We start from the raw sequence: 18,675 nt of genomic DNA on the forward strand, positions 1-18,675 counted from the left end.
TCAGATCTCGCGGCGCGCCGCCTCCTTCGCGCTTTCGATCGCGGCGGTGCGCTGCTGCCAGTTGTGTTCACGCTCGACGCGCGCCTCCGTGAGGCGAAGGCCGCGGCCCTCCGACTCCGGACCCGGTGCCTGCACCGCCTCCCGCAATTCGGCGACCGACGAGACGGGACGGTGCGGGATTCCGGCTGCGGCGGCAACCGCGCCCAGATCCACGGATTGGGGCATGACGACGTACGGGGTGAAGGGCGGGTCATGCTCGCGGATCGGCAGCATGTGGAAGATGCCGCCGCCGCGGTTCTGGATGACCACGAGGTGGAGCGAGATGCCGGGCGGGCGATCCACCAGCAGCGCCCCCACATCGTGGAGCAGTGTGAGATCGCCGATGAGGGCCGCTGCGGGCCGTCCCGAGGCGGCCGCGGCACCGAGTGCCGCGCTCACGTTGCCATCGATCCCGCTCGCGCCTCGAAGACCGAGGGCGTGCAGCGGTCGATCCGTCGCACGCGCGAAGGCGTCCACGTCGCGAATGGGCATCGAGTTGCCGATGAACCAGGGCGTCCCCTCCGGGAGACTGCGCGCCATGGTGTAGGCGACGGCGCCCTCGAACCACGTCTCCGCCAGCGACGGGTCCACCGCGAGGCGCGCCGCGCGGTCCACTGCCCGCCATCGCTCGACCCAGGCCCCTTCCGCTTCCCCGGAGTCGGCCGCGGCCGCACGCTCGAGGGTCGCGACGGGATCGCCGGTCAGCGGTCTCGCGCCCGTGGCGAGATGATCCCGCCAGCCGTGCGTCGCGTCGAGTACGAACTGGGGCACGTCCGCGTGCCGCTCCAGGTAGCGACAGACCACCGCCGAGGTCGGCGCGCGTCCGACGCGAACGATCAGATCGGGGCGCAGCGCCGCGGCGACGTCATCGGCCCGGAGCGAGAGATCGGCGCCGCTCATCGTCCAGCGCTCCGCGCCGGCGCCGAAACGGGCGCCGGAGAGCGGATCGGCAATGAGCGGAGCGCGAACCCGGGCCGCCAGCGCCAGGGCGGCGCGGCCGATCCCGGACCGCTGGTTGGGACCGCAGACGAGGAGCGGTCGGCGAGCGCCTTGCAGCAGGGGGGCGAGTTCGCCACCGGCATCCGGCGGCGAAACTCCGGGCGCCTCGCCGAGCGTCGCGGAGCCGGGGAGACGCGGCTCCAGACCGGGGGGGACATCGCCCGGGACGTGGACCGGCTCGAGCGGCTTCGCGAACTGAACGTTCAGATGCGCCGGCCCCGCAGGGGGCCCCAGCGCCGCGCGCCACGCCGCCTCCACCGCGGTCCCGAGCCGGGCGAGCCCTGCGGCGGTCGGTTCCGGAAGCGCGACGTCAATGGATCGCCGGGCGTAGCGGCCGAAGAGATCCCGCTGGTCGATCGTCTGGTTCGCGTCGGTGCCCCTCAGCGCCGCGGGCCGGTCCGCCGTCAGCGCGAGGAACGGGATCTCGCTCCGGCTCCCTTCCACCACTGCCGGGAAGAGGTTGGCCGCAGCGGTGCCGGAGGTGGTGACGACCACAGCCGGCCGGCCGCTCGCCGCGCCCACGCCCAGAGCGAAGAAGGCGGCGCTCCGTTCATCCACGTGCGCGTGAAGGGTGAACCGGTCGTCCGCAGCCAGCGCCTCCACGAGGGGGGCCGAGCGGGACCCGGAACCGATGCAGGCGTGCGACACTCCGCGGCGGCCGAGCCCGTCGACGAGCGCCCGCGCCCACAGTGCGTTCCGATTGGGCGCGGCCGGCGTCCGGCTCACCGCATCCGCGCGACACCGAGCGCCGCGAGCATCGTCTGCAGCTTCACCCGGGTCTCGTCCCATTCCGCCCGAGCCCGGGAGTTGCTCACGAGGCCCGCGGCAGCGTAGAGCCGAAAGAGCGGGCCCCTGGCGACCCCGCCGCGCAACGCCGGAGCGAACTCCCCGTCACCTTCTTCGTCGAACCAGCCAACGGGACCCGCGTACCAGCCGCGACTCTCCGTCTCGCGCGCGCGGATCATTTCGAGGGCGTTGGCGCGCGGATCGCCGCACACGGCCGCGGTCGGATGGAGCTTCTCCACAAGCGACAGGATGTGCGTCCCGGGTCGCGTCTCCGCCTCCAGATCCGTGCGCAGGTGCTGGATCCGCGGCAGGCGCAGGAGGGCGGGCTCCGGGATCGCCCCGATCCGGACGCCGCCGTGGCGCAGCCGTTCGACGATGTCCTCGACAACGACGAGGTGTTCCTCCCGGTTCTTGCGGCTATCGAGCAGCTGGCGCCCAAGCCAGGCATCCGATGCCGGATCCGAGCCGCGCGGCGTCGACCCCCCGACCGCCATCGTGCGAAAACGCCGGCCGCGCAGCGAACCGATCAGTTCGGGGGCGGCGCCGACGAGGAAGCGGTCGCGCGCGAACTGCATCAGGTAGAGGTGCGCGAGCGGGTTCGCTGTGCGCAGAGCGGTGAGAACCGCGGCGGAGTCCGGCGGTCTCCCGAGCGTGATGTCGATCGAGCGCGCGAGCACAACCTTTCGCACGCGGCCGGACCGGATCTCGTCGAGGATCTCGTTCACGGCGCGCTGCCATTGCCGGCGATCCACAAGTTCCTCGATCGCGGTCGCGGACGGGACGGGCCCCGGCGTCGCCCCGCGGCGCTCGAGCCCGGCCAGTTGCTCGCGCGTGCGCGTCGCGCGCCGGCGGAGCCGATCGATGGCCTGATCGCCGGAGGTGCCGGCCGCGAAGCGGCGCGTCACCGTCAGCCACGCACCACGTTCGTCCGCCTCGACCTCGTAGGCCGGCAGCACGAATCGCGCACCCGGGAACGCCTCCCAGAAACCCGGCTCCCGATCCGCACGGCGCGCGGGGTCGAAGGCGAAGCCGCCGTGCATGCGCGGCCGCCGCGCCTCCCCGTCCAGGTCGAGGACCCACGGTTCAGAAAACAGTGTCGCCGCGCGCTCCCGCGTCCAGGCGATGAGATCTGCGGGCGGGGGTCCCGGCACGCCCTCCCGGCTGTCGATCTCCGCGGTGGAGCCCGCGTGCGCGATCCAGTGCGGGCCGCTCTGCCAGAAGCCGCGGACGCCGACCGTCGGCGAGGCGAGCACGGCCTCGGGCTCGATGCTCGGCAAACGCAGCGTCACGCTGGCAAAATACCCCGCCCCGCGCGCGGCCTCGACCGCCTCCTCCGCCCGCTTCTCGCGGGAGGGCCGCGACGCCTTCATGCCGTCGCCCTCATGCCGTCGCCCTCATGCCGTCGCCCTTCGATCTCGCGCACCGTCCTGTGCGCGATCGCGTGCAGTTCGGCCGTCTGTCGGGGCGTGGCCGCATACCCGCCCGACAGGAGGAGCGTTAGCGGGAGCCCCTCCCCGCGCAACGTGCCGATGACCCACCGATCCCTTCGCTCCAGACCGGCGCGCGTGAGCGCGAGACGCCCGAAACGGTCGCCGGCGACGACATCCACGCCCGCGAGGTAGAACACGAGGTCGGGACGCGACCGGGTTACGGCCTCGGGCAGGAATCGTCGCAGCGCCTCCTCGTATTCCTCGTCTCCCGCGCCATCGGGCAGGGCCACATCGAGATCCGACGAAGTGGGCCTGAACGGGTAGTTCCCCGCCCCGTGCATGGAGAAGGTGAAGGTCTCGGGGTCATCGGCGAACACGGCGGCGGTGCCGTTCCCCTGATGGACGTCGAGATCCACGACGAGCGCGCGGCGAATCCACCCGCCGCGGCGAAGCACTCTGACGGCGACGCCCACATCGTTCAAGACGCAGAATCCCTCTCCGTGATCCGGGAACGCATGGTGCGTCCCTCCGGCCAGATTCGCCGCCACGCCATCTTCCAGCGCCATCCACGCGGCATTGACGGTGCCCCGGACGGCAAGTCGCGACCGGCGCACGAGCGCGGGCGACCACGGGAGCCCGAGGCGTCGCTCCTCCGCGCGGCTGAGGGCGCCGTGCCGGAGCTTGTAGAGGTACTCCGGCGTGTGCACGAGCGCCAAGTCCTCCCACGGGGCCTCCTCCGGCTCGACGATGTCCTTCGGCCCGATGATCCCGTCGCGTTCGAGGATCTGCCGCAGCGCGAGAAACTTCCCCATCGGGAAGCGGTGGCCCGCGGGCAGCGGCACCGTGTACCCGGCGCTGTAGGCGACGCGGAGCCTCGGCACTAGAAGAGCCGGAACTGGAGCCGCAGCAGGCGGCCGGGCTGCGGCAGTCCGCACTGATCGAAGACCGTCGCGTCCGCGAGGTTGTCCAGCGACAGAGAGGTCTGAAGCGTCCGGAAGGGCCCGCCGACCGCAAACTCCCGACTCACGACGAGGTCGACGCGGGCCGTCGGATCGAGGGCGACATCGGCGTCGAGATCCGGATCGACGCAGTACTGGCGTCCGATCGCCTCCACCGCGGCCCGCGCCCGGAGACCCGCGGGGAGTGGGCCCTCCATGTGCGCTCCCACGGCGATCCCGGGCTGGTACTCCGCACGCAGCGTGCGGCCCTCGAGCCGCCGGTCCGTGACCTCCACATGCTGCCACGTCAGGTCGCCGCCGACGGAGACCCCGCCCCACCGCGCGTCGCCGAGAAGCTCGATCCCCGCCGCGTCCACGCGCCGCCGGTTCTCTCGCCGGAACCTCCCATCTCCGAGCCCCGTACGCACGATCGCGTTCGAAAAACTCTGGACGAAAAGCACGGCCTGAGCCTCGACCTCCGCCCCGAACGCCTCCACCGTCCCGGTGACGCCCCCCTCTGCCGCGCGGAGGACCTCCGGCGCGAGTTCGTGGTTGGGTTCGAAGCGACCGAGCGCGCCCGAATACAGTTCCCGCAGCGACGGGAAGCGGACGCGGCGGCTCGCCCCCATGTGGAAGCGAACGCGCCGTCCGATCTGCGCGGATCCTCCGACGCGCGCGCCCCAGTCGTCGATCGTCTCGCGCGCTTCGCGCCCGCCGGTCTCCGGCGTGCTGCCGCGGTCCCAGCTCGCCCCCAGGCTGACGCGGGCGCCGGACCAGAACCCCGCGCCCGCACTCGCGAGCGGCAACTCGACCTCGCCGCCGAGACTGAACAGGCGCTGGCGAAAGGTGGACTCCCCGCCGGGCGCGATGCGCTCCACGTGGCGGGTCTCGGCCACCGTAAGCGCCGTCCGCAGGACCCCGTCGCCGAGTTCATGGTCGGACAGGCCGCGGAAGGTGAGAGTGCGGTCGTCCGCGAACTCCTGCCCCGCGATATCCTCATAGGCCAGCGTCTCGAACTCGTCGATCTGCGCGTCGCCGGTGTCGATTCCGATGCTGACCTCGAAATCTCCCGTGCCGAAGGGCGTGCGACCCCACCCGGTACCCGCCGAGACCGTGCTCACGACCCGTTTCGTCTCGGGCATCCTCCAGCGGCGCGGATTCGTCGTGTGGAGTTCCGGCGGAACCCCCCTCGCCGCGCGATACCCGAAGGCGGAGGTGGAGACCCACGCACCCCCTTCGGATTCGGCCCGGCCCGTGAAGAAGGCGCTCGCGTGATCGAGATCGCTGTTCAGACGCCGGTTCGGGTCGGTCGCGGCCGGCTGCACGACGCCGCCGGGAAGGGGCACGCCGTCGCGCGTCCGATAGGCGCCGCCCGCCTGCACGGAGACGCCGCCCTCCCCCGAGCTCCACGTGCGTCCGAGGCGCACGCCACCGAACGCCGCGCCGGTGGCGTCCATGCCGCCCTGCATCCCGTTGAGCCGCCGGTCCGGGTCCACGCTCCCGTGTCCGATCTCGATCGAGACCACGCCGCCGAGCACGTTGGGACCGTGGAGAACCGAGGAGATGCCCCGGAAGAGCTGGATCTCGCGCGCCGCGTCGACCGGAATGAGCGAAAGGTCCGTGCGCGCGTCCCAGCCGAGGGTCAGCGGCACGCCGTCGACGAGCACGGCGAGTTGACGCGCCTCGGTCCCCCGCAGCGTCGGCTGGGCCTCGCCGCGCGAGTTCTCGCGCACCTGCAGGAACGGAATCTCCCGCAACGCCTCCTCGAGCAGGGGGACCGCGGCCACGCGCGGGGACTGAAGGCTGAGGCGCACGGCGCTCGCGCCCGAGACGCTGGCGACGGGTCGCAGCGCCTCGATTCGGAGTTCGCGGAGCCGGAAGGAGACCGTATCCCGGGACACGGTATCCGGCACCTGCGCCGCCACGCTCTCCACCCCCGCGAGACTCGCGAGTGCGGCGAGAAGCGGCCACGCGCCACGCCGGGCGATGCGTCGTTCGACCTTCCGGTCCATCCTTCGAGTCATGCGCTCCCGCTCGCCGGCTCCACCGTCTCTCCCGAATCACCGCGCGGCGCCCGGCCGCGCGGGTTGCGATCCTTCAGGAAAGACGCGCAGAGAGCAAGAAGCGCTGCCAGGGCGGCCAGCGTCCCCACGACGTCGCCGAAGCGCACGTACACGGTTAACCCGTCCGTCGTCGACACATCCGCCACGAAGGACGCCGGATCGAAGAGTTCGGTGCGGTGCGACACTCTCCCCAGCGGATCCACGACCTTGGAGATCCCCGTGTTCCCGGAGCGCGCCGCTCCCATCCGCGTCTCGATGGCACGCATGACGAGGTGCGCCGGGTGCTGCCACAGCGCGCTCGAGCGGCTCCACCAGGCGTCGCGCCCGAACCACGAGTCGTTCGTGATGTTGACGAGGAAGTCCGCGCCGTTGCGCCGGTAGTGCCGCGCCAGCGGCGAGAAGATGGACTCGTAGCAGATCATCGTCCCGTACGCTGCGCTCCCATCCTCCGTGGCGATCTCGATCGGGGCCTGCCACTCGCCGATCCCGAAGTTGCCACCCGCATAGGGGATGGCCTGGAACCACTCGGGAGGCATGAACGGCACCCGCTCCACGAAGGGCACGAGAAAGCGCTTGTCATAGCGGTTGACGACGCCCTCTCCGGGGCGGAGATGGAAGGCGGAGTTGAACGGCTCGTACTCCCCATCCCCGAGATCGTCCGCCCCGCGCCCCCCGACCGCCACCTCGGCGTCGAGTGCCTCGGCCATCCCCTCCGCCCAGACGCGCGCCTGCTGCCACCCGGAATAGGGATAGGAGGGGAGCGAATCCAAGATGCCGGCCCCGAGCATCGTCTCCGGGAAGAGCACGAGGTCCATGCGTTCCCGGCCCGGCCATTCGGAGATCAGCGTCGCGGCCGACCGGAAGGCGCTGTCGGCCGACGCGGCGCGATCCGTGTTGCGCAGGTGCTGCGGGACGTTGGGCTGCACGACCCCCACCCGGGCCACCGGACGCACGTCCAGCGTCTGCCAGCGCACGACCGAATAGGCGATCGGGAGGGCGAGCACGAGCAGGAGTCCGGCCGCCGGCCGCCGCAGCGCACGCCGCCCCCCGGACCGGTACGCCAGGAACCCCGACGCGACGAGGGCGTTCGCGAGCGCGAGCCAGAAGGAGAGCCCCCGCGAGCCCACGAGGTCGGCCGCGCCCACGAGGATGGGATAGGCCGAGAGCGTGTCGCCGAACTGCATCCAGGGAAAGGAGACGTCCAGCAGATGGGCCCGCAGCACCTCCCCGGCGGTCCAGAAGACGGGGAAGACGACCTGGAGCGGCCACCGGAAGCGCATCCGTACCAGGTGGATCCCTCCCGCCACCCACGACATGAAGGTTGCGAGGATGAGGATCGGGGCGAGGAAGGCGAAGAACGCCCACCACGTGTAGAAGATGAGCGCCACGAGGAGCCAGTACAGGACGAGCGTGTAGTAGACGAGCCCGAAGAGAAATCCCCCCTTGCGGGCCTGCTTGCGGCCCTCCGCCGTCGCCGGGAGTCCCTCGAGCCAGACGATGAAGGGGACGAGCGCGACGAAGGACGTCACGAGAAGGTGGAAGGGCGGGTGGGCGAGCCCCATCAACACCCCGCCGAGGAGGAGGGGACCGGCCCGCTCGGGGACGATCCGCGCGCGCCAGTTCAACCCGTGCCCTCCGGCGCCGCGTCCAGTGCCACGTCCAGCGCCTCGCCCACGACCGTGAGCGTTGCCGCCACGTCCGCGTCGGTATGCGCAGTGGAGAGGAAACCCGCCTCGAAGGCGGAGGGGGCGAAGAAGACGCCCCGCTCGAAGCACGCCCGGTAGTAGCGGGCGAAGAAGTCCGTGTCCGCGCGCCGCGCGCCATCGAAGTCGAATATCGGACCCTCGGCGAAGAAGACGCCCCACATCGAGCCGAGCGCGGTCCCGCAGGCAGGGATGCCCCGGGCGCTCGCCGCCGCCAGGATGCCGTCCACGAGCGTCGCGGCGCGCCGCTCCAGACCGTCGAAAGGGTCCGTCCGCTCGAGTTCGTCGAGTTGGGCGATCCCCGCGGCCATGCCGAGCGGGTTCCCCGACAGCGTCCCGGCCTGGTACACGTCCCCTTCCGGAGCCATCCGCCGCATCAGCTCGCGGGGACCCGCGTAGGCCGCGACCGGCAACCCCGCGCCGAGGACCTTTCCGAGCGTGACGAGGTCCGCGGCGACCCCGTAGCGCTCCTGTGCGCCACCCCGCGCGACCCGGAACCCGGTCATGACTTCATCGAAGATGAGGAGCGTTCCGGCGCGGTCGCAGCTCTCGCGGAGACCCTCCAGAAAACCCTCGCGCGGCGGGATGAGGCCCGCGTTGCCCGCGACCGGCTCGACGATGACGGCCGCGAGCCGCGAGCCGTGTTCCGCGAACATCGCCGCCACCGCCCCGAGGTCGTTGTAGGGCGCCGTCAGCGTCAGGCCGGAGGTCGCCGCCGGCACGCCCGGCGAATCGGGGAGCGACAGCGTGGCGACGCCCGATCCGGCCACGACGAGAAAAGCGTCCGCGTGGCCGTGATAGCAACCCTCGAACTTCAGGATCAGCTCACGGCCGGTCGCGGCGCGGGCGAGCCGCACGGCGGACATCGTGGCCTCGGTCCCGCTGTTCACGAAGCGCACCATCTCCACGCCGGGTACCCGGGCGGCGACGCGTTCCGCGAGTTCGACCTCGCGTGCCTGGCAGGCCCCGAAGCTCATGCCGTCGCGGGCCGCGCGCGCCACGGCCTCCACGACCGGCGGCGCGGCGTGGCCGAGGATGAGCGGACCCCATGAGAGGACGTAGTCGAGATAGCCGCGCCCCGCCTCGTCGAAGATCCTCGCGCCCTCGCCGCGGACGGCGAACAGCGGCTCCATCCCGACGGCGCGGAACGCCCGCACGGGCGAACTCACGCCGCCCGGCATGACGCTGCGCGCCCGCCGAATCCAGTCGGAGGCGACGGCCGGCCGGCGAGGCCCGCGGCTCACCGGCCCCAGGCGCTGTCGAGTCCCAGGACGGGAAGCCCCCGCCCCGGCTGCGCGGCCGCAGACGGCGCGGCCCTTCCCCGCTCGGACGCCCGGCGCACGACTTCACGGACGCGCCCCGCGAGGTCGAAGTCGGCGGCCCGCTGGATCTCGACCCGCACCAGCGAACCGGGGGCGAGGCCGTTTCCGCCCACGAGCACGGTCACGCCGTCCACGTCGTCCGCCTGGCTCTCGATGCGGCCGAGATGCGCCGCGCCCGGAGGGTCGTCATAGAGGAGTTCGAGCGTCGGCTCGTCCGGGGCCGCGGGCGCGTCCACGACGGCGACGCGTTCGCGGCCGACCTCCGCCGCAAGCCGCTCGCGGCTCACGGCGCGCTGGACCTCGAGCACCTCCTCGAGACGGTCCCGTGCCACCTCCGCCGGAACGAAGCTCTCCTCCATGTCGGCCGCGCGCGTCCCTTCCTGCGGCGAGAACGCGAAGGCACCGAGCCGGTCGAACGGCACCTCATCGAGAAAATCCACGAGTTCGCGGAACTCCGCGTCCGTCTCGCCCGGGAACCCGACGAGCACCGTCGTCCTCAGCGTGAGTTCGGGGATCGCCTCCCGCAGCCGGGCGACCTTCGATCGCAGCGTCGCGGCCCGCTCCGGCCGGCGCATGCGATGGAGCACGGTGTCGCTCGCGTGCTGGATCGGCATGTCGATGTACGAGAGGAGCCGCGTCTCGGACGCCATCAATTCGACGAGCGGTTCGCGCAGGCCCGCGGAGTAGATGTACAGGAGACGGAACCAGGGGATCGATGTCTCGCGCAGCAGCGCCTCCACGAGCGTCGCGATGTCCGTCCCGTCCCGTTGCTCCCGCCCCCAGTGCGCAAGGTCCTGGGCCACCAGGTTCACCTCCACGGCCCCCTGCGCCTCGAGGCGCTGCGCCTCGGTGACGATACGCTCCAGTTCGAAGGAGCGGTGCTTCCCCCGCCAGAGGGGGATCGCGCAGAAGGCGCACGCGTGGCTGCACCCTTCGCTCACCTTCAGGTAGCGGACATGGCGCGCCGCGACAGGGATCCGTTCCCCCGGGTGCGCGCCCCCGGCCGGCGCCGGTCCTTGAAGGAGTCCGCGCTCGCGCAACTCCGGCACGAGGCGGTCGAGGTCTCGCAGCCCAAGCAGGAGGTCGACCTCAGGCAGCGACGCCTCCATTTCCTCCCGATACCGCTCCACCATGCACCCGACCGCCACGACGCTGCGGCACGCCCCTTCGCGCTTCAGCCGCTCCGCCTCGAGGATCGTCTCGATCGACTCTTCCTTCGCGGCGTCGATGAACCCGCACGTGTTGACGAGGATGACCTCCGCTTCCTCCACACCGGTGCGCTCGGCTCCGTGGCCGACGAGTTCGGCAAGCATGCGCTCGGAGTCGACGGTGTTCTTGTCGCAGCCGAGGCTGATGAGCCCTAGTCGCATCGCACGTCGTCGGGAAAGACGGGCACCCCCTCCGGGGGCGCGTACTCGAAGACGCCGGGGTCGATCCGGGCCTGCGGTTCGAGGGGGCTCAGCGTCACCGTGCGGAGGGTCTGGTTCTCCTCGCGAATGCGAAAGCGGCGCACGTAGCGATCGGACACACCGATCCACAGGCGGACCTCCACGTATCTCGCCGGGAGTTCCCGCGGCGTGAGCGACACGATTCGCGTCTCCACTCCATCGATCTCCCCGGTACCTTCATCGACCGCGTCGTAGGTCGTCCGCGCCTGCGAGAGCAGACGTCCGAGGATGTCGACGGTGCCGATTTCCACGCCCTCCTCCAGGGATGAGACCATGACCTGATCGTGGAGCGAGGGTTCGTAGAGCCAGAGACAGGATCCGTCCGCCACGTAGATGTCGCCGGCCGGTTCGTCGAAGTCCATCCGGAACCGGTTCCGTCCCGCCTGGTACCAGGTTCCGCGGCCCTCGCGGGTGCGGCCGAGAAGCGGGTTCTCGATACGCTGGGCGAAGGCCGCCTTGAGCCGGTCGAGCGAAGCGTAGGCCGAATTCGCAAGGGCGAGGAGCGAGTCGACGCCCACCTGGCCAGCCTCGTCGTCCACCGGTCCGGGGTCGTCGTCCGCCGGCGCGGGCCCGTCAGCCACATCCACCGGCCCCGTGCCCTCCGGGTCGGGAAGCTCCGGGTCGGGAAGCTCCGGGGCCGGAACGGGTGCGTCTTCACTCGGCGCCGCGCCGTCGGCCTCTTCCGGCTCCTCGACCCGGGGCTCGCTCTGCCCGGTCGCGGCATCCCCCGTGGCCGCAGGTCGCGCCGGCGCGTCGCGCGGGCCGAACTCCGCCTCGATCCGTGCACGTGCCTCCGCGACCTCCGCGGAATCCGCATCGGAGCACGCCAGCGTGAACGCACTCGCGAGGAATCCGGCCGCGAGGAAGCCGGCGCCCCGCGAACCGGACGGCGGCGAACGGAAGGGTCTCATGGTTCGTCGACGTTCCCGGCGTCCAGATCGCCCAGCGTCGCGAGCACCTCCCGCGGCTTCGATCCCTCCGCGGGTCCCACGATCCCCGCCGCGTGCAGCTGGTCGATGATGCGCGCCGCCCGTCCGTACCCGATCTTGAGCCGGCGCTGAAGCAGGCTTGTCGAACCCGCCGCGTGCGAGATCACGATCTCGGCGGCCTGCCGGAACAACGGGTCCCGGTCCTCCGCACCCTCGTCCGAGACCCCCGATCCACCCTCTTCCTCCTCCAGTTCCTTCAGCAGGTCGAGGATGTCGCGCTCCGAAGCGGCCTCCTCCTCGGCTCTCTCGGCCTCCGCACGCGCCTTCGCCTGCTCCCGGTACCAGTCGAGGAGGCGTTCCGTCTCCTTGGAGGAGATGTAGGCGCCCTGGATGCGGACAGGATCGGATTCGCCCGGCGGCAGGAAGAGCATGTCCCCGTTCCCGAGCAGGCTCTCCGCTCCGTTCTGGTCGAGGATCGTGCGGCTGTCGATCTTCGACGCGACGCGGAACGCGATTCGGCTCGGGATGTTCGCCTTGATGAGGCCGGTGAGGACGTTGACCGAGGGGCGCTGCGTCGCGAGCACGAGGTGGATCCCGACCGCCCGGGCCTTCTGGGCCAGCATCGCGAGCGGCGTCTCGACCTCGGACTGCACCGTCATCATCAAGTCCGCCAGTTCGTCGATGATGAGGACGATGTAGGGGAGCGGCCCCTCGTCGTAGAGCGCCGGGTCATCCATGACGCCGCGCTTCGGGAGGAACACCTCGCGCCCGCCCGCGATCCGGCCGTTGAACTCCGCGACATTCCGGCATCCGTTCGCCGAGAGCAGTCCGAAACGGCGCTTCATCTCGTAGACGGACCACTTCAGGACGGACGCCGCCTCTTCGTTGTCCGTGATGACGGGGTGGCGGAGGTGCGGGAGGTCTCCGTAGACGGACAGCTCCACCATCTTCGGATCCACCATCAGGAGCCGGAGTTCGGCGGGCGTGTACCGGCACACGAGACTCGTGATGAGGGCGTTGATGCACACCGACTTCCCCGACCCGGTCTGGCCCGCGATGAGAAGGTGCGGCATCCGTGTCAGATCCGCGCACGTCGGCTTGCCGGAGAGGTCGCGGCCGAGCGCGAGCGGGAGAGCATGGCGTCCCCTGCGATAGGACGGGCTCTCGAGGATCTCGCGCACGAGCACGATCTCCGACGCGGGGTTCGGCACCTCGACGCCGACGGCGCCCTTGCCGGGGATCGGCGCCACGATCCGGACGGACGGCGCCTTGAGGGCGAGCGCGATGTCATCAGCGCGAGCGGAGATCTGTCCCACCTTCACGCCCGGCGCCGGGACGACCTCGAACTGCGTCACGACGGGGCCCGTAGTCCAGCCGCCGATCTCACCGGCCACGCGGAAGGTCGCGAGCTTCTCGATGAGGATCTCGCCGAGGCGGTCGAGATCGCGCACGCCGAGGCCGCTGCCCCGCCCCGTCGGCTCATCGAACAGCTGTATCGGCGGGACCTCCGAGGAGCCCGGATCGCCGGCTTCCTTCAGTTCCGGGACGGGAGGCGTCTCATCCTCCGGTGCCGGATCCGGCTCGGGCGGCGCGCTCGCCGGTTTCGCAGGCTTCCGTTTCTTCGCGGCGCGGCCGCGTCCGGTCGCCGCCTTCACCTTCGCTTCGTTCGGCGGATCGGGCTTTGCGGGCGGCCGGGGAGAACGAGAAGGCCGCGCGCGGCCGGCGAAGGAGCGGCCGAGCCCGAGGACCGCGCCGCCGGCGGCCGCGACGCCGCGGCGGAGCGAGCGCCCTCCCGCCGTCACGGCGCTCGTCAGCGACCACCGCATGGTGACGAAGAGCGTGAGCACGAGGACGCCCGCGGCGAGGAGCACCCCGCCGACGCGGCCGAACACCTGCGCGAGGCCGTCCCCGGCGGTCGCGCCCAGCCAGCCGATATCGCCCGCGCTCCCGGGTCCCGGCCCCGCGATGAGCCGGTAGAGCGACGGGAGGACCGCAAGCAGAACGACCGAGAGGACGGACCAGCGGAGGGCCCGGGTCGGATCGCCCCATCCGAGGAAATGCAGGCCCCACATGAACGCCGGGACCGCGACGAGCGGCGAAAGGACTCCGACGGCCCTCTCGAGGTTGTCGTGAAGCAGTTCCCCGGCCGGCCCGATCCAGTTGGCCCTCCCGGCGACCAGGGGAGACAGCAGCGCGAAGGCCACCAGGAGGCCGAGCAAGATCAGCGCGACGCCGAGCACCTCGCGCCGTTGCCGTTCATCCACCATCACGCATCCTCCCCGCCCCGACTGCCAACGAGGGCACCGTCCCGCCAGATCGGCACGACCTCGAGATCATCCAGCCCCGCGCAAACCGCAAGATCCGCGCTCCGGCCAATCGCGTGCAGCAGCCGGCCGGCCGCGGTACCGGCGAGACCGGTCGCTGTCGGCGGTCCCAGGCGGGCGGAGAGGGCCTGCGCGGCCCGTGCGCCATCGGTCAGTTCGGCCTCCGTCACTGTCCGGACCAGCCGCTCTACAAGATGGCCCGCGCACCACGCGTCGTCCATGCTCACGCGCCCTCGCCGCCCGGCGCACACGATCGCGACGTCGCGCCCGGCCGCGTTCGCGTCCGCCGCAACCCGGCGCGACACGGCGCCGGCGTTCCGGAAGCAGCCCAACCGGAGCGAGCCGACGCCGGCGGCGCGCGCCGCTTCGATCGCCGCCGTCCCGTTCGTCGTCGTGAACACCAGCGTACGGCCGGCCACCGATCCGCGTTCGAACTCGCCGGGCGCGTTCCCGAGATCGAAGCCGCGCGGCGGGAGGCCACGGCGTTCCCCGCACAGGAGCGCCCCTCCATCCCGGGCCGCTTCCGCGCGAGCCTCCTCGACGGTCCGCACGGGAATCACGCGCGCCGCTCCGGCCGCAAAGGCGGTTGCGATGCTCGTCGTCGCCCGGATCACATCGACGACGATCGTCACTCGTCCGCGCGGGGGGCCGATCTCGAGTTCTTCGGGAAGCCACAGCACATCGATCGCGCTCACGGGCGATCGCCGCTCACGAGCGGGTCAGGAACCGCTCGACGAACCCCGTGTCGATGCTCCCCGAGATGAAATCGGGGTGGGCGAGCACCTTGCGGAGGAAGGGAACCGTCGTGTGAACGCCTTCGAGGATGAACTCCTCGAGCGCATGGTAGGCGCGGATCCGGGCCTCTTCGCGCGTCCGGCCCCAAACAATGAGCTTGGCGAGCAGCGAGTCGTAGAACGGCGGAACGACGTAGCCGCCGTAGATGTGCGTGTCCACGCGTACGCCGGGCCCCCCCGGCGCGTGAAACGCCGTGACGGTGCCGGGCGACGGACGGAAGCCCTGCTCGGGATCCTCCGCGTTGATTCGGCACTCGATCGCGTGCCCCTGGAACTCGATGGGCTGAGGGATGGCCAGCTTTTCCCCCGCCGCGATCCGGATCTGTTCCTTGATGAGGTCGACCGACGTCACGAGTTCGGTTACGGGGTGCTCGACCTGGATCCGCGTGTTCATCTCCATGAAATAGAACTGGTCGTCCGGCGCGAGCAGAAACTCCACCGTCCCGGTGCTTTGGTATCCGATGGCTTTCGCCCCCAGGATCGCCGCCTCTCCCATCGCCTCGCGGAGCTCCGGCGTGACGGCCGGACTCGGCGCTTCCTCGACGAGCTTCTGGTGCCGCCGCTGGCTCGAACAGTCGCGTTCCCCGAGGTGCATCACGCGCCCGTGACGGTCGCCGACGACCTGGATCTCCACGTGACGGGGCCGCTCGATGAGTTTCTCGAGATACACGGTCGGGTCGCCGAAGTTGGCCTCGGCCTCGTTTCGCGCCATGGCGAAGAGGTTCTGGAACTCCGCTTCCTCGAATGCGGCGCGCATGCCCTTCCCCCCGCCGCCGGCGGCCGCCTTGATCATGACGGGGAACCCGATGCGGCGGGCTTCCTCCAGAGCCTCGTTCTCATCGTCGAGAGGCTCCGGCGAGCCCGGGACGACGGGAACGCCCGCGGCGATCATCGTCTTTCGCGCCTCCGCCTTGTCCCCCATGCGGCGGATCTGTTCCGGCGTGGGCCCGATGAACACGAGACCGCTCCGCCCGCAGATCTCCGCGAACTCGGCGTTCTCCGCCAGGAAGCCGTAGCCGGGGTGGATGGCGTCGGCGCCCGTGATCTCGGCCGCGGCGAGGATCTGCGGGACGTTCAGATAGCTCTCGCGCCCCACCGGCGGACCGATACAGATGTCCTCGTCGGAAAAGCGGACATGGAGCGAGTCGTGGTCGGCCTCCGAATACACGGCGACCGTCCGGATATCGAGTTCACGGCACGCGCGCAGGATGCGGAGCGCGATCTCGCCGCGGTTGGCGATCAGGATCTTGCGGAACATGGGCCCGGCCGCGGCTTCAGTCGGGCTCGATGCGGAAGAGCAGCGCGCCGTACTCCACCGGCTCGGCGTTCTCGACCGCGATCTCCCGCACGACGCCCGCGACGTCCGATTGCAGCTCGTTCATGAGCTTCATCGCTTCGAGGATGCAGAGGGTCTGGCCGGCCTCTACCCGGTCCCCCACGGATACGAAGGGGTCGGCGTCGGCTGCCGGCGCCCGGTAGAAGGTGCCGACCATGGGAGACAGCACCTCGAACAGCCCGGACGCGGGCGCCGCCTCGGCCGGCAGGGAGTCGGGCGCGGCCGCCGGCGTCGGCGCGACCTCCCCGCTGCCGACCGCCGCCGCCGGCACGGCCGCTGCGGGCACGGCCGCCGCCACGCGCGGGGACTTTCTGATCCTGACTCGGGTCGGGTCGCCCGTCTCCGAACCCACAAGCTCGACGTCGAGGCCGTCCACGCCCGAGTCCTCGACCAACTCGATGAGTCCCTTCAGCCAATCCAGGTCCATGGTCAGGTCACCCGCGTGATGTACTTGTTTTCCGTCCTGTCGACGCGCACCACGTCGCCGGTTTCGAGGAAGAGCGGCACCTGGATCACGGCGCCGGCCGCCAGCCGGGCCGGCTTCGTTCCGCCCTGGGCCGTGTCCCCCCGCACTCCGGGGTCCGTCTCGACGATCTCCAGCTCGACGAATTGCGGCAGTTCGACCGCGAGCACGACGCCGTCACGGTTGAGGCTCTGACACTCCATGTTCTCCTCCAGATACTGGAGCTGGTCCTCTCCGATCTGGTCTCCCGACATCGGAATCTGTTCGAAGGTCTCCATGTTCATGAAGTAGTACAGGTGGCCGTCCGTGTACGTGTACTGCACGGGTCGCCGTTCCAGACGCACCTCCCGGACCTTCTCGCCGGCGCGGAAGGTCTTGTCGATCACTCCTCCCTCCATCACGTCCTTGAGTTTCGTGCGGACGAAGGCGCCGCCCTTTCCCGGCTTGACGTGCTGGAAGTACGTGATCGAGTAGAGGGTGCCGTTGAGTTCGATCACCATCCCTCGACGAAAATCCGAAGTATCTGCCATGGTATCTGCCAGGTATCCTGCTAGAGCCGGACGAGGGCGCGTGGAAGGCGGGTCAGCGTGCGGGCACCGGCCTCCCCGATCCGCACATCGTCCTCGATGCGCACGCCGCCGCGTCCGGGAAGATACAAGCCCGGTTCCACTGTCACCACGTTTCCCCGCTCGAGAACATCGTCGGAGCGGGACGAGAGGCTTGGGCCCTCGTGCACGTCGAGTCCGATCCCGTGTCCCGTGCTGTGACCGAAGAAGCCGTCCATGTCGTGGCGCGCGAACGTCCCCCGTACGACCTCGTCCACCTTGCGGCACGCGACCCCGTCGCCGATCACCTCGAGCGCCCTCCTCTGAGCTTCGAGCACCTGCTCGTGAAGGGTCGCCTGCCAGGGTTCGGGTGTCCCCCTCACGAAGGTGCGCGTGAGATCGCTGCAGTAGCCGTCCACGCGGGCGCCGAAGTCGATGAGGAGGAGATCCCCGGGCTCGACGCGTCGGTCCGTGGGCGTCGCGTGGGGAAGCGCGGAGCGTTCGCCCGCCGCGACGATGGGGTCGAACGGCAGCGGACCCGAGCCTCCGCGGCGGAGTTCCATCTCGAGCGCGGTCGCGATCTCGCGTTCGCTCGGTGAGGCGGACCATTCCATGGTCGACAGCAACCGGTTGAACGCGCTCTCCGCCACCGCAATCGCCCGTTCGATGGCATCGACTTCGTCGGCGGTCTTCACCTGCCGCAACGTCCGGATGAGATTTCGCAGCGGAACGAAGGCGATATCGGGGAGCATGCCGCGGAGAGACTCGTAGTCGGCGACCGTGAGCCCCTCGGCCTCGAACGCGATGGGGCCCGCGGCGTCCGCCGCGACTTCGGCGACGCCGCGGATCCACCCCTCGCGGCTGATGTGGGTGCGGATCGAGTCCGCCACCTCGATGTCGACCTGCTCCTCGTAGCGAAAGTCCGTGACGAGCACCGGCGGACTCTCGAGGGGGATCCACAGAGCCCCGGCGGAGCCCGTGAAGCCGCTGAGGTAACGTACGCTGGATCGGGCGGTCACGAGGACCGACCGGCGATCGGCGGCCCTCGTCGTCGCTTCGAGCCGAAGGCGCCGGGCTCCCGGCGGCGTCACTCCGCTTCCGCCTCGGCGCTCCCGCGGAGATGCTGGATGAGCGCCTCGAGACCGAACAGGTAGCTGGAGACCCGGAATCCCGTGATGACGCCGATCGCGAGGTCGGAGAGGAGCGACGTGTGCCGGAACGGCTCGCGAGCGAACACATTGGACAGGTGGACCTCGACGAAGGGACGACCGGAGCCGGCGAGGGCGTCGCGGAGCGCCACGCTCGTGTGGGTCAGGGCGGCGGCGTTGACGAGCCACGCATCCACCGCGCCGGTGTTCGCCTGCACCCAGTCAACGATCTCGCCTTCGTCATTGGACTGGAGGAAGATGAGCGAGGCGCCGCCCGCGTCCGCGCGCTCGCGCAGGAGCGACTCGATCTCGGCCAGTGTCCGCGTTCCGTAGTGGTGGGGCTCGCGGCGCCCCAGGAGATTGAGGTTCGGTCCGTTCAACACGCCGATGCGGATGGATTCGCGCACC

General features: G+C 70.9%; 15 protein-coding genes. All 15 read right to left on the bottom strand.

The genetic code is table 11. The features are described from left to right. The 15 genes from menD to aroQ are packed head-to-tail and all read right to left on the bottom strand — an operon-like array spanning window position 1 to window position 18,674. A complete protein-coding gene (gene menD, locus RN729_RS10300) occupies window positions 1–1,764 on the bottom strand; it encodes a 2-succinyl-5-enolpyruvyl-6-hydroxy-3-cyclohexene-1-carboxylic-acid synthase (protein WP_310784476.1) in 1,764 nt (587 codons plus the stop codon). Continuing rightward, window positions 1,761–3,194: an isochorismate synthase gene (locus RN729_RS10305; protein ID WP_310784478.1), complete on the bottom strand. Its 1,434-nt coding sequence runs from the start codon at window positions 3,192–3,194 to the stop codon at window positions 1,761–1,763. Before RN729_RS10305 ends, menD begins: the two co-directional genes overlap by 4 nt. Continuing rightward, the gene (locus RN729_RS10310) at window positions 3,191–4,135 is read right to left on the bottom strand and encodes a histone deacetylase (protein WP_310784479.1); all 945 of its coding nucleotides are present in this window, start codon (window positions 4,133–4,135) and stop codon (window positions 3,191–3,193) included. Before RN729_RS10310 ends, RN729_RS10305 begins: the two co-directional genes overlap by 4 nt. Beyond that, window positions 4,135–6,216 (bottom strand): TonB-dependent receptor, encoded by a 2,082-nt coding sequence (locus RN729_RS10315; RefSeq protein ID WP_310784480.1) that lies wholly within the window; start codon window positions 6,214–6,216, stop codon window positions 4,135–4,137. Before RN729_RS10315 ends, RN729_RS10310 begins: the two co-directional genes overlap by 1 nt. Further along, entirely contained in the window at window positions 6,213–7,880 is a 1,668-nt protein-coding gene (gene lnt, locus RN729_RS10320) for an apolipoprotein N-acyltransferase (RefSeq protein ID WP_310784482.1), read from the bottom strand. Before lnt ends, RN729_RS10315 begins: the two co-directional genes overlap by 4 nt. Then, window positions 7,877–9,202 carry a glutamate-1-semialdehyde 2,1-aminomutase gene (hemL, locus tag RN729_RS10325; RefSeq protein ID WP_310784484.1) on the bottom strand — a complete coding sequence of 442 codons (1,326 nt, stop codon included), beginning with the start codon at window positions 9,200–9,202 and terminating at the stop codon, window positions 7,877–7,879. The genes lnt and hemL overlap by 4 nt, the downstream gene beginning before the upstream one ends. After that, complete coding sequence (gene rimO, locus RN729_RS10330; protein WP_310784485.1) at window positions 9,199–10,650, bottom strand: 30S ribosomal protein S12 methylthiotransferase RimO; 1,452 nt, start codon at window positions 10,648–10,650, stop codon at window positions 9,199–9,201. The genes hemL and rimO overlap by 4 nt, the downstream gene beginning before the upstream one ends. Continuing rightward, complete coding sequence (locus RN729_RS10335) at window positions 10,641–11,639, bottom strand: outer-membrane lipoprotein carrier protein LolA (protein ID WP_310784488.1); 999 nt, start codon at window positions 11,637–11,639, stop codon at window positions 10,641–10,643. Before RN729_RS10335 ends, rimO begins: the two co-directional genes overlap by 10 nt. After that, window positions 11,636–13,924: a DNA translocase FtsK 4TM domain-containing protein gene (locus RN729_RS10340; protein ID WP_310784490.1), complete on the bottom strand. Its 2,289-nt coding sequence runs from the start codon at window positions 13,922–13,924 to the stop codon at window positions 11,636–11,638. The genes RN729_RS10335 and RN729_RS10340 overlap by 4 nt, the downstream gene beginning before the upstream one ends. After that, a complete protein-coding gene (locus RN729_RS10345; RefSeq protein ID WP_310784491.1) occupies window positions 13,924–14,676 on the bottom strand; it encodes a 2-phosphosulfolactate phosphatase in 753 nt (250 codons plus the stop codon). Before RN729_RS10345 ends, RN729_RS10340 begins: the two co-directional genes overlap by 1 nt. A 13-nt stretch (window positions 14,677–14,689) precedes the next feature. Then, a complete protein-coding gene (gene accC / locus RN729_RS10350; protein WP_310784493.1) occupies window positions 14,690–16,033 on the bottom strand; it encodes an acetyl-CoA carboxylase biotin carboxylase subunit in 1,344 nt (447 codons plus the stop codon). A gap of 16 nt (window positions 16,034–16,049) precedes the next feature. Then, on the bottom strand, window positions 16,050–16,538 hold the full coding sequence (gene accB / locus RN729_RS10355) for an acetyl-CoA carboxylase biotin carboxyl carrier protein (RefSeq protein WP_310784495.1): 489 nt from the start codon (window positions 16,536–16,538) through the stop codon (window positions 16,050–16,052). A gap of 2 nt (window positions 16,539–16,540) precedes the next feature. Then, window positions 16,541–17,104, bottom strand: coding sequence for an elongation factor P (gene efp, locus RN729_RS10360; RefSeq protein ID WP_310784497.1), 564 nt, complete (start codon window positions 17,102–17,104; stop codon window positions 16,541–16,543). A 20-nt stretch (window positions 17,105–17,124) separates the two neighbouring features. Further along, the gene (locus RN729_RS10365) at window positions 17,125–18,210 is read right to left on the bottom strand and encodes a Xaa-Pro peptidase family protein (protein WP_310784498.1); all 1,086 of its coding nucleotides are present in this window, start codon (window positions 18,208–18,210) and stop codon (window positions 17,125–17,127) included. After that, entirely contained in the window at window positions 18,207–18,674 is a 468-nt protein-coding gene (gene aroQ, locus RN729_RS10370) for a type II 3-dehydroquinate dehydratase (protein WP_310784500.1), read from the bottom strand. Before aroQ ends, RN729_RS10365 begins: the two co-directional genes overlap by 4 nt. Window position 18,675: the final 1 nt, after the last annotated feature.

It is taken from the genome of Candidatus Palauibacter polyketidifaciens, assembly GCF_947581785.1.
GTDB classification, from domain to species: Bacteria; Gemmatimonadota; Gemmatimonadetes; order Palauibacterales; family Palauibacteraceae; genus Palauibacter; species Palauibacter polyketidifaciens.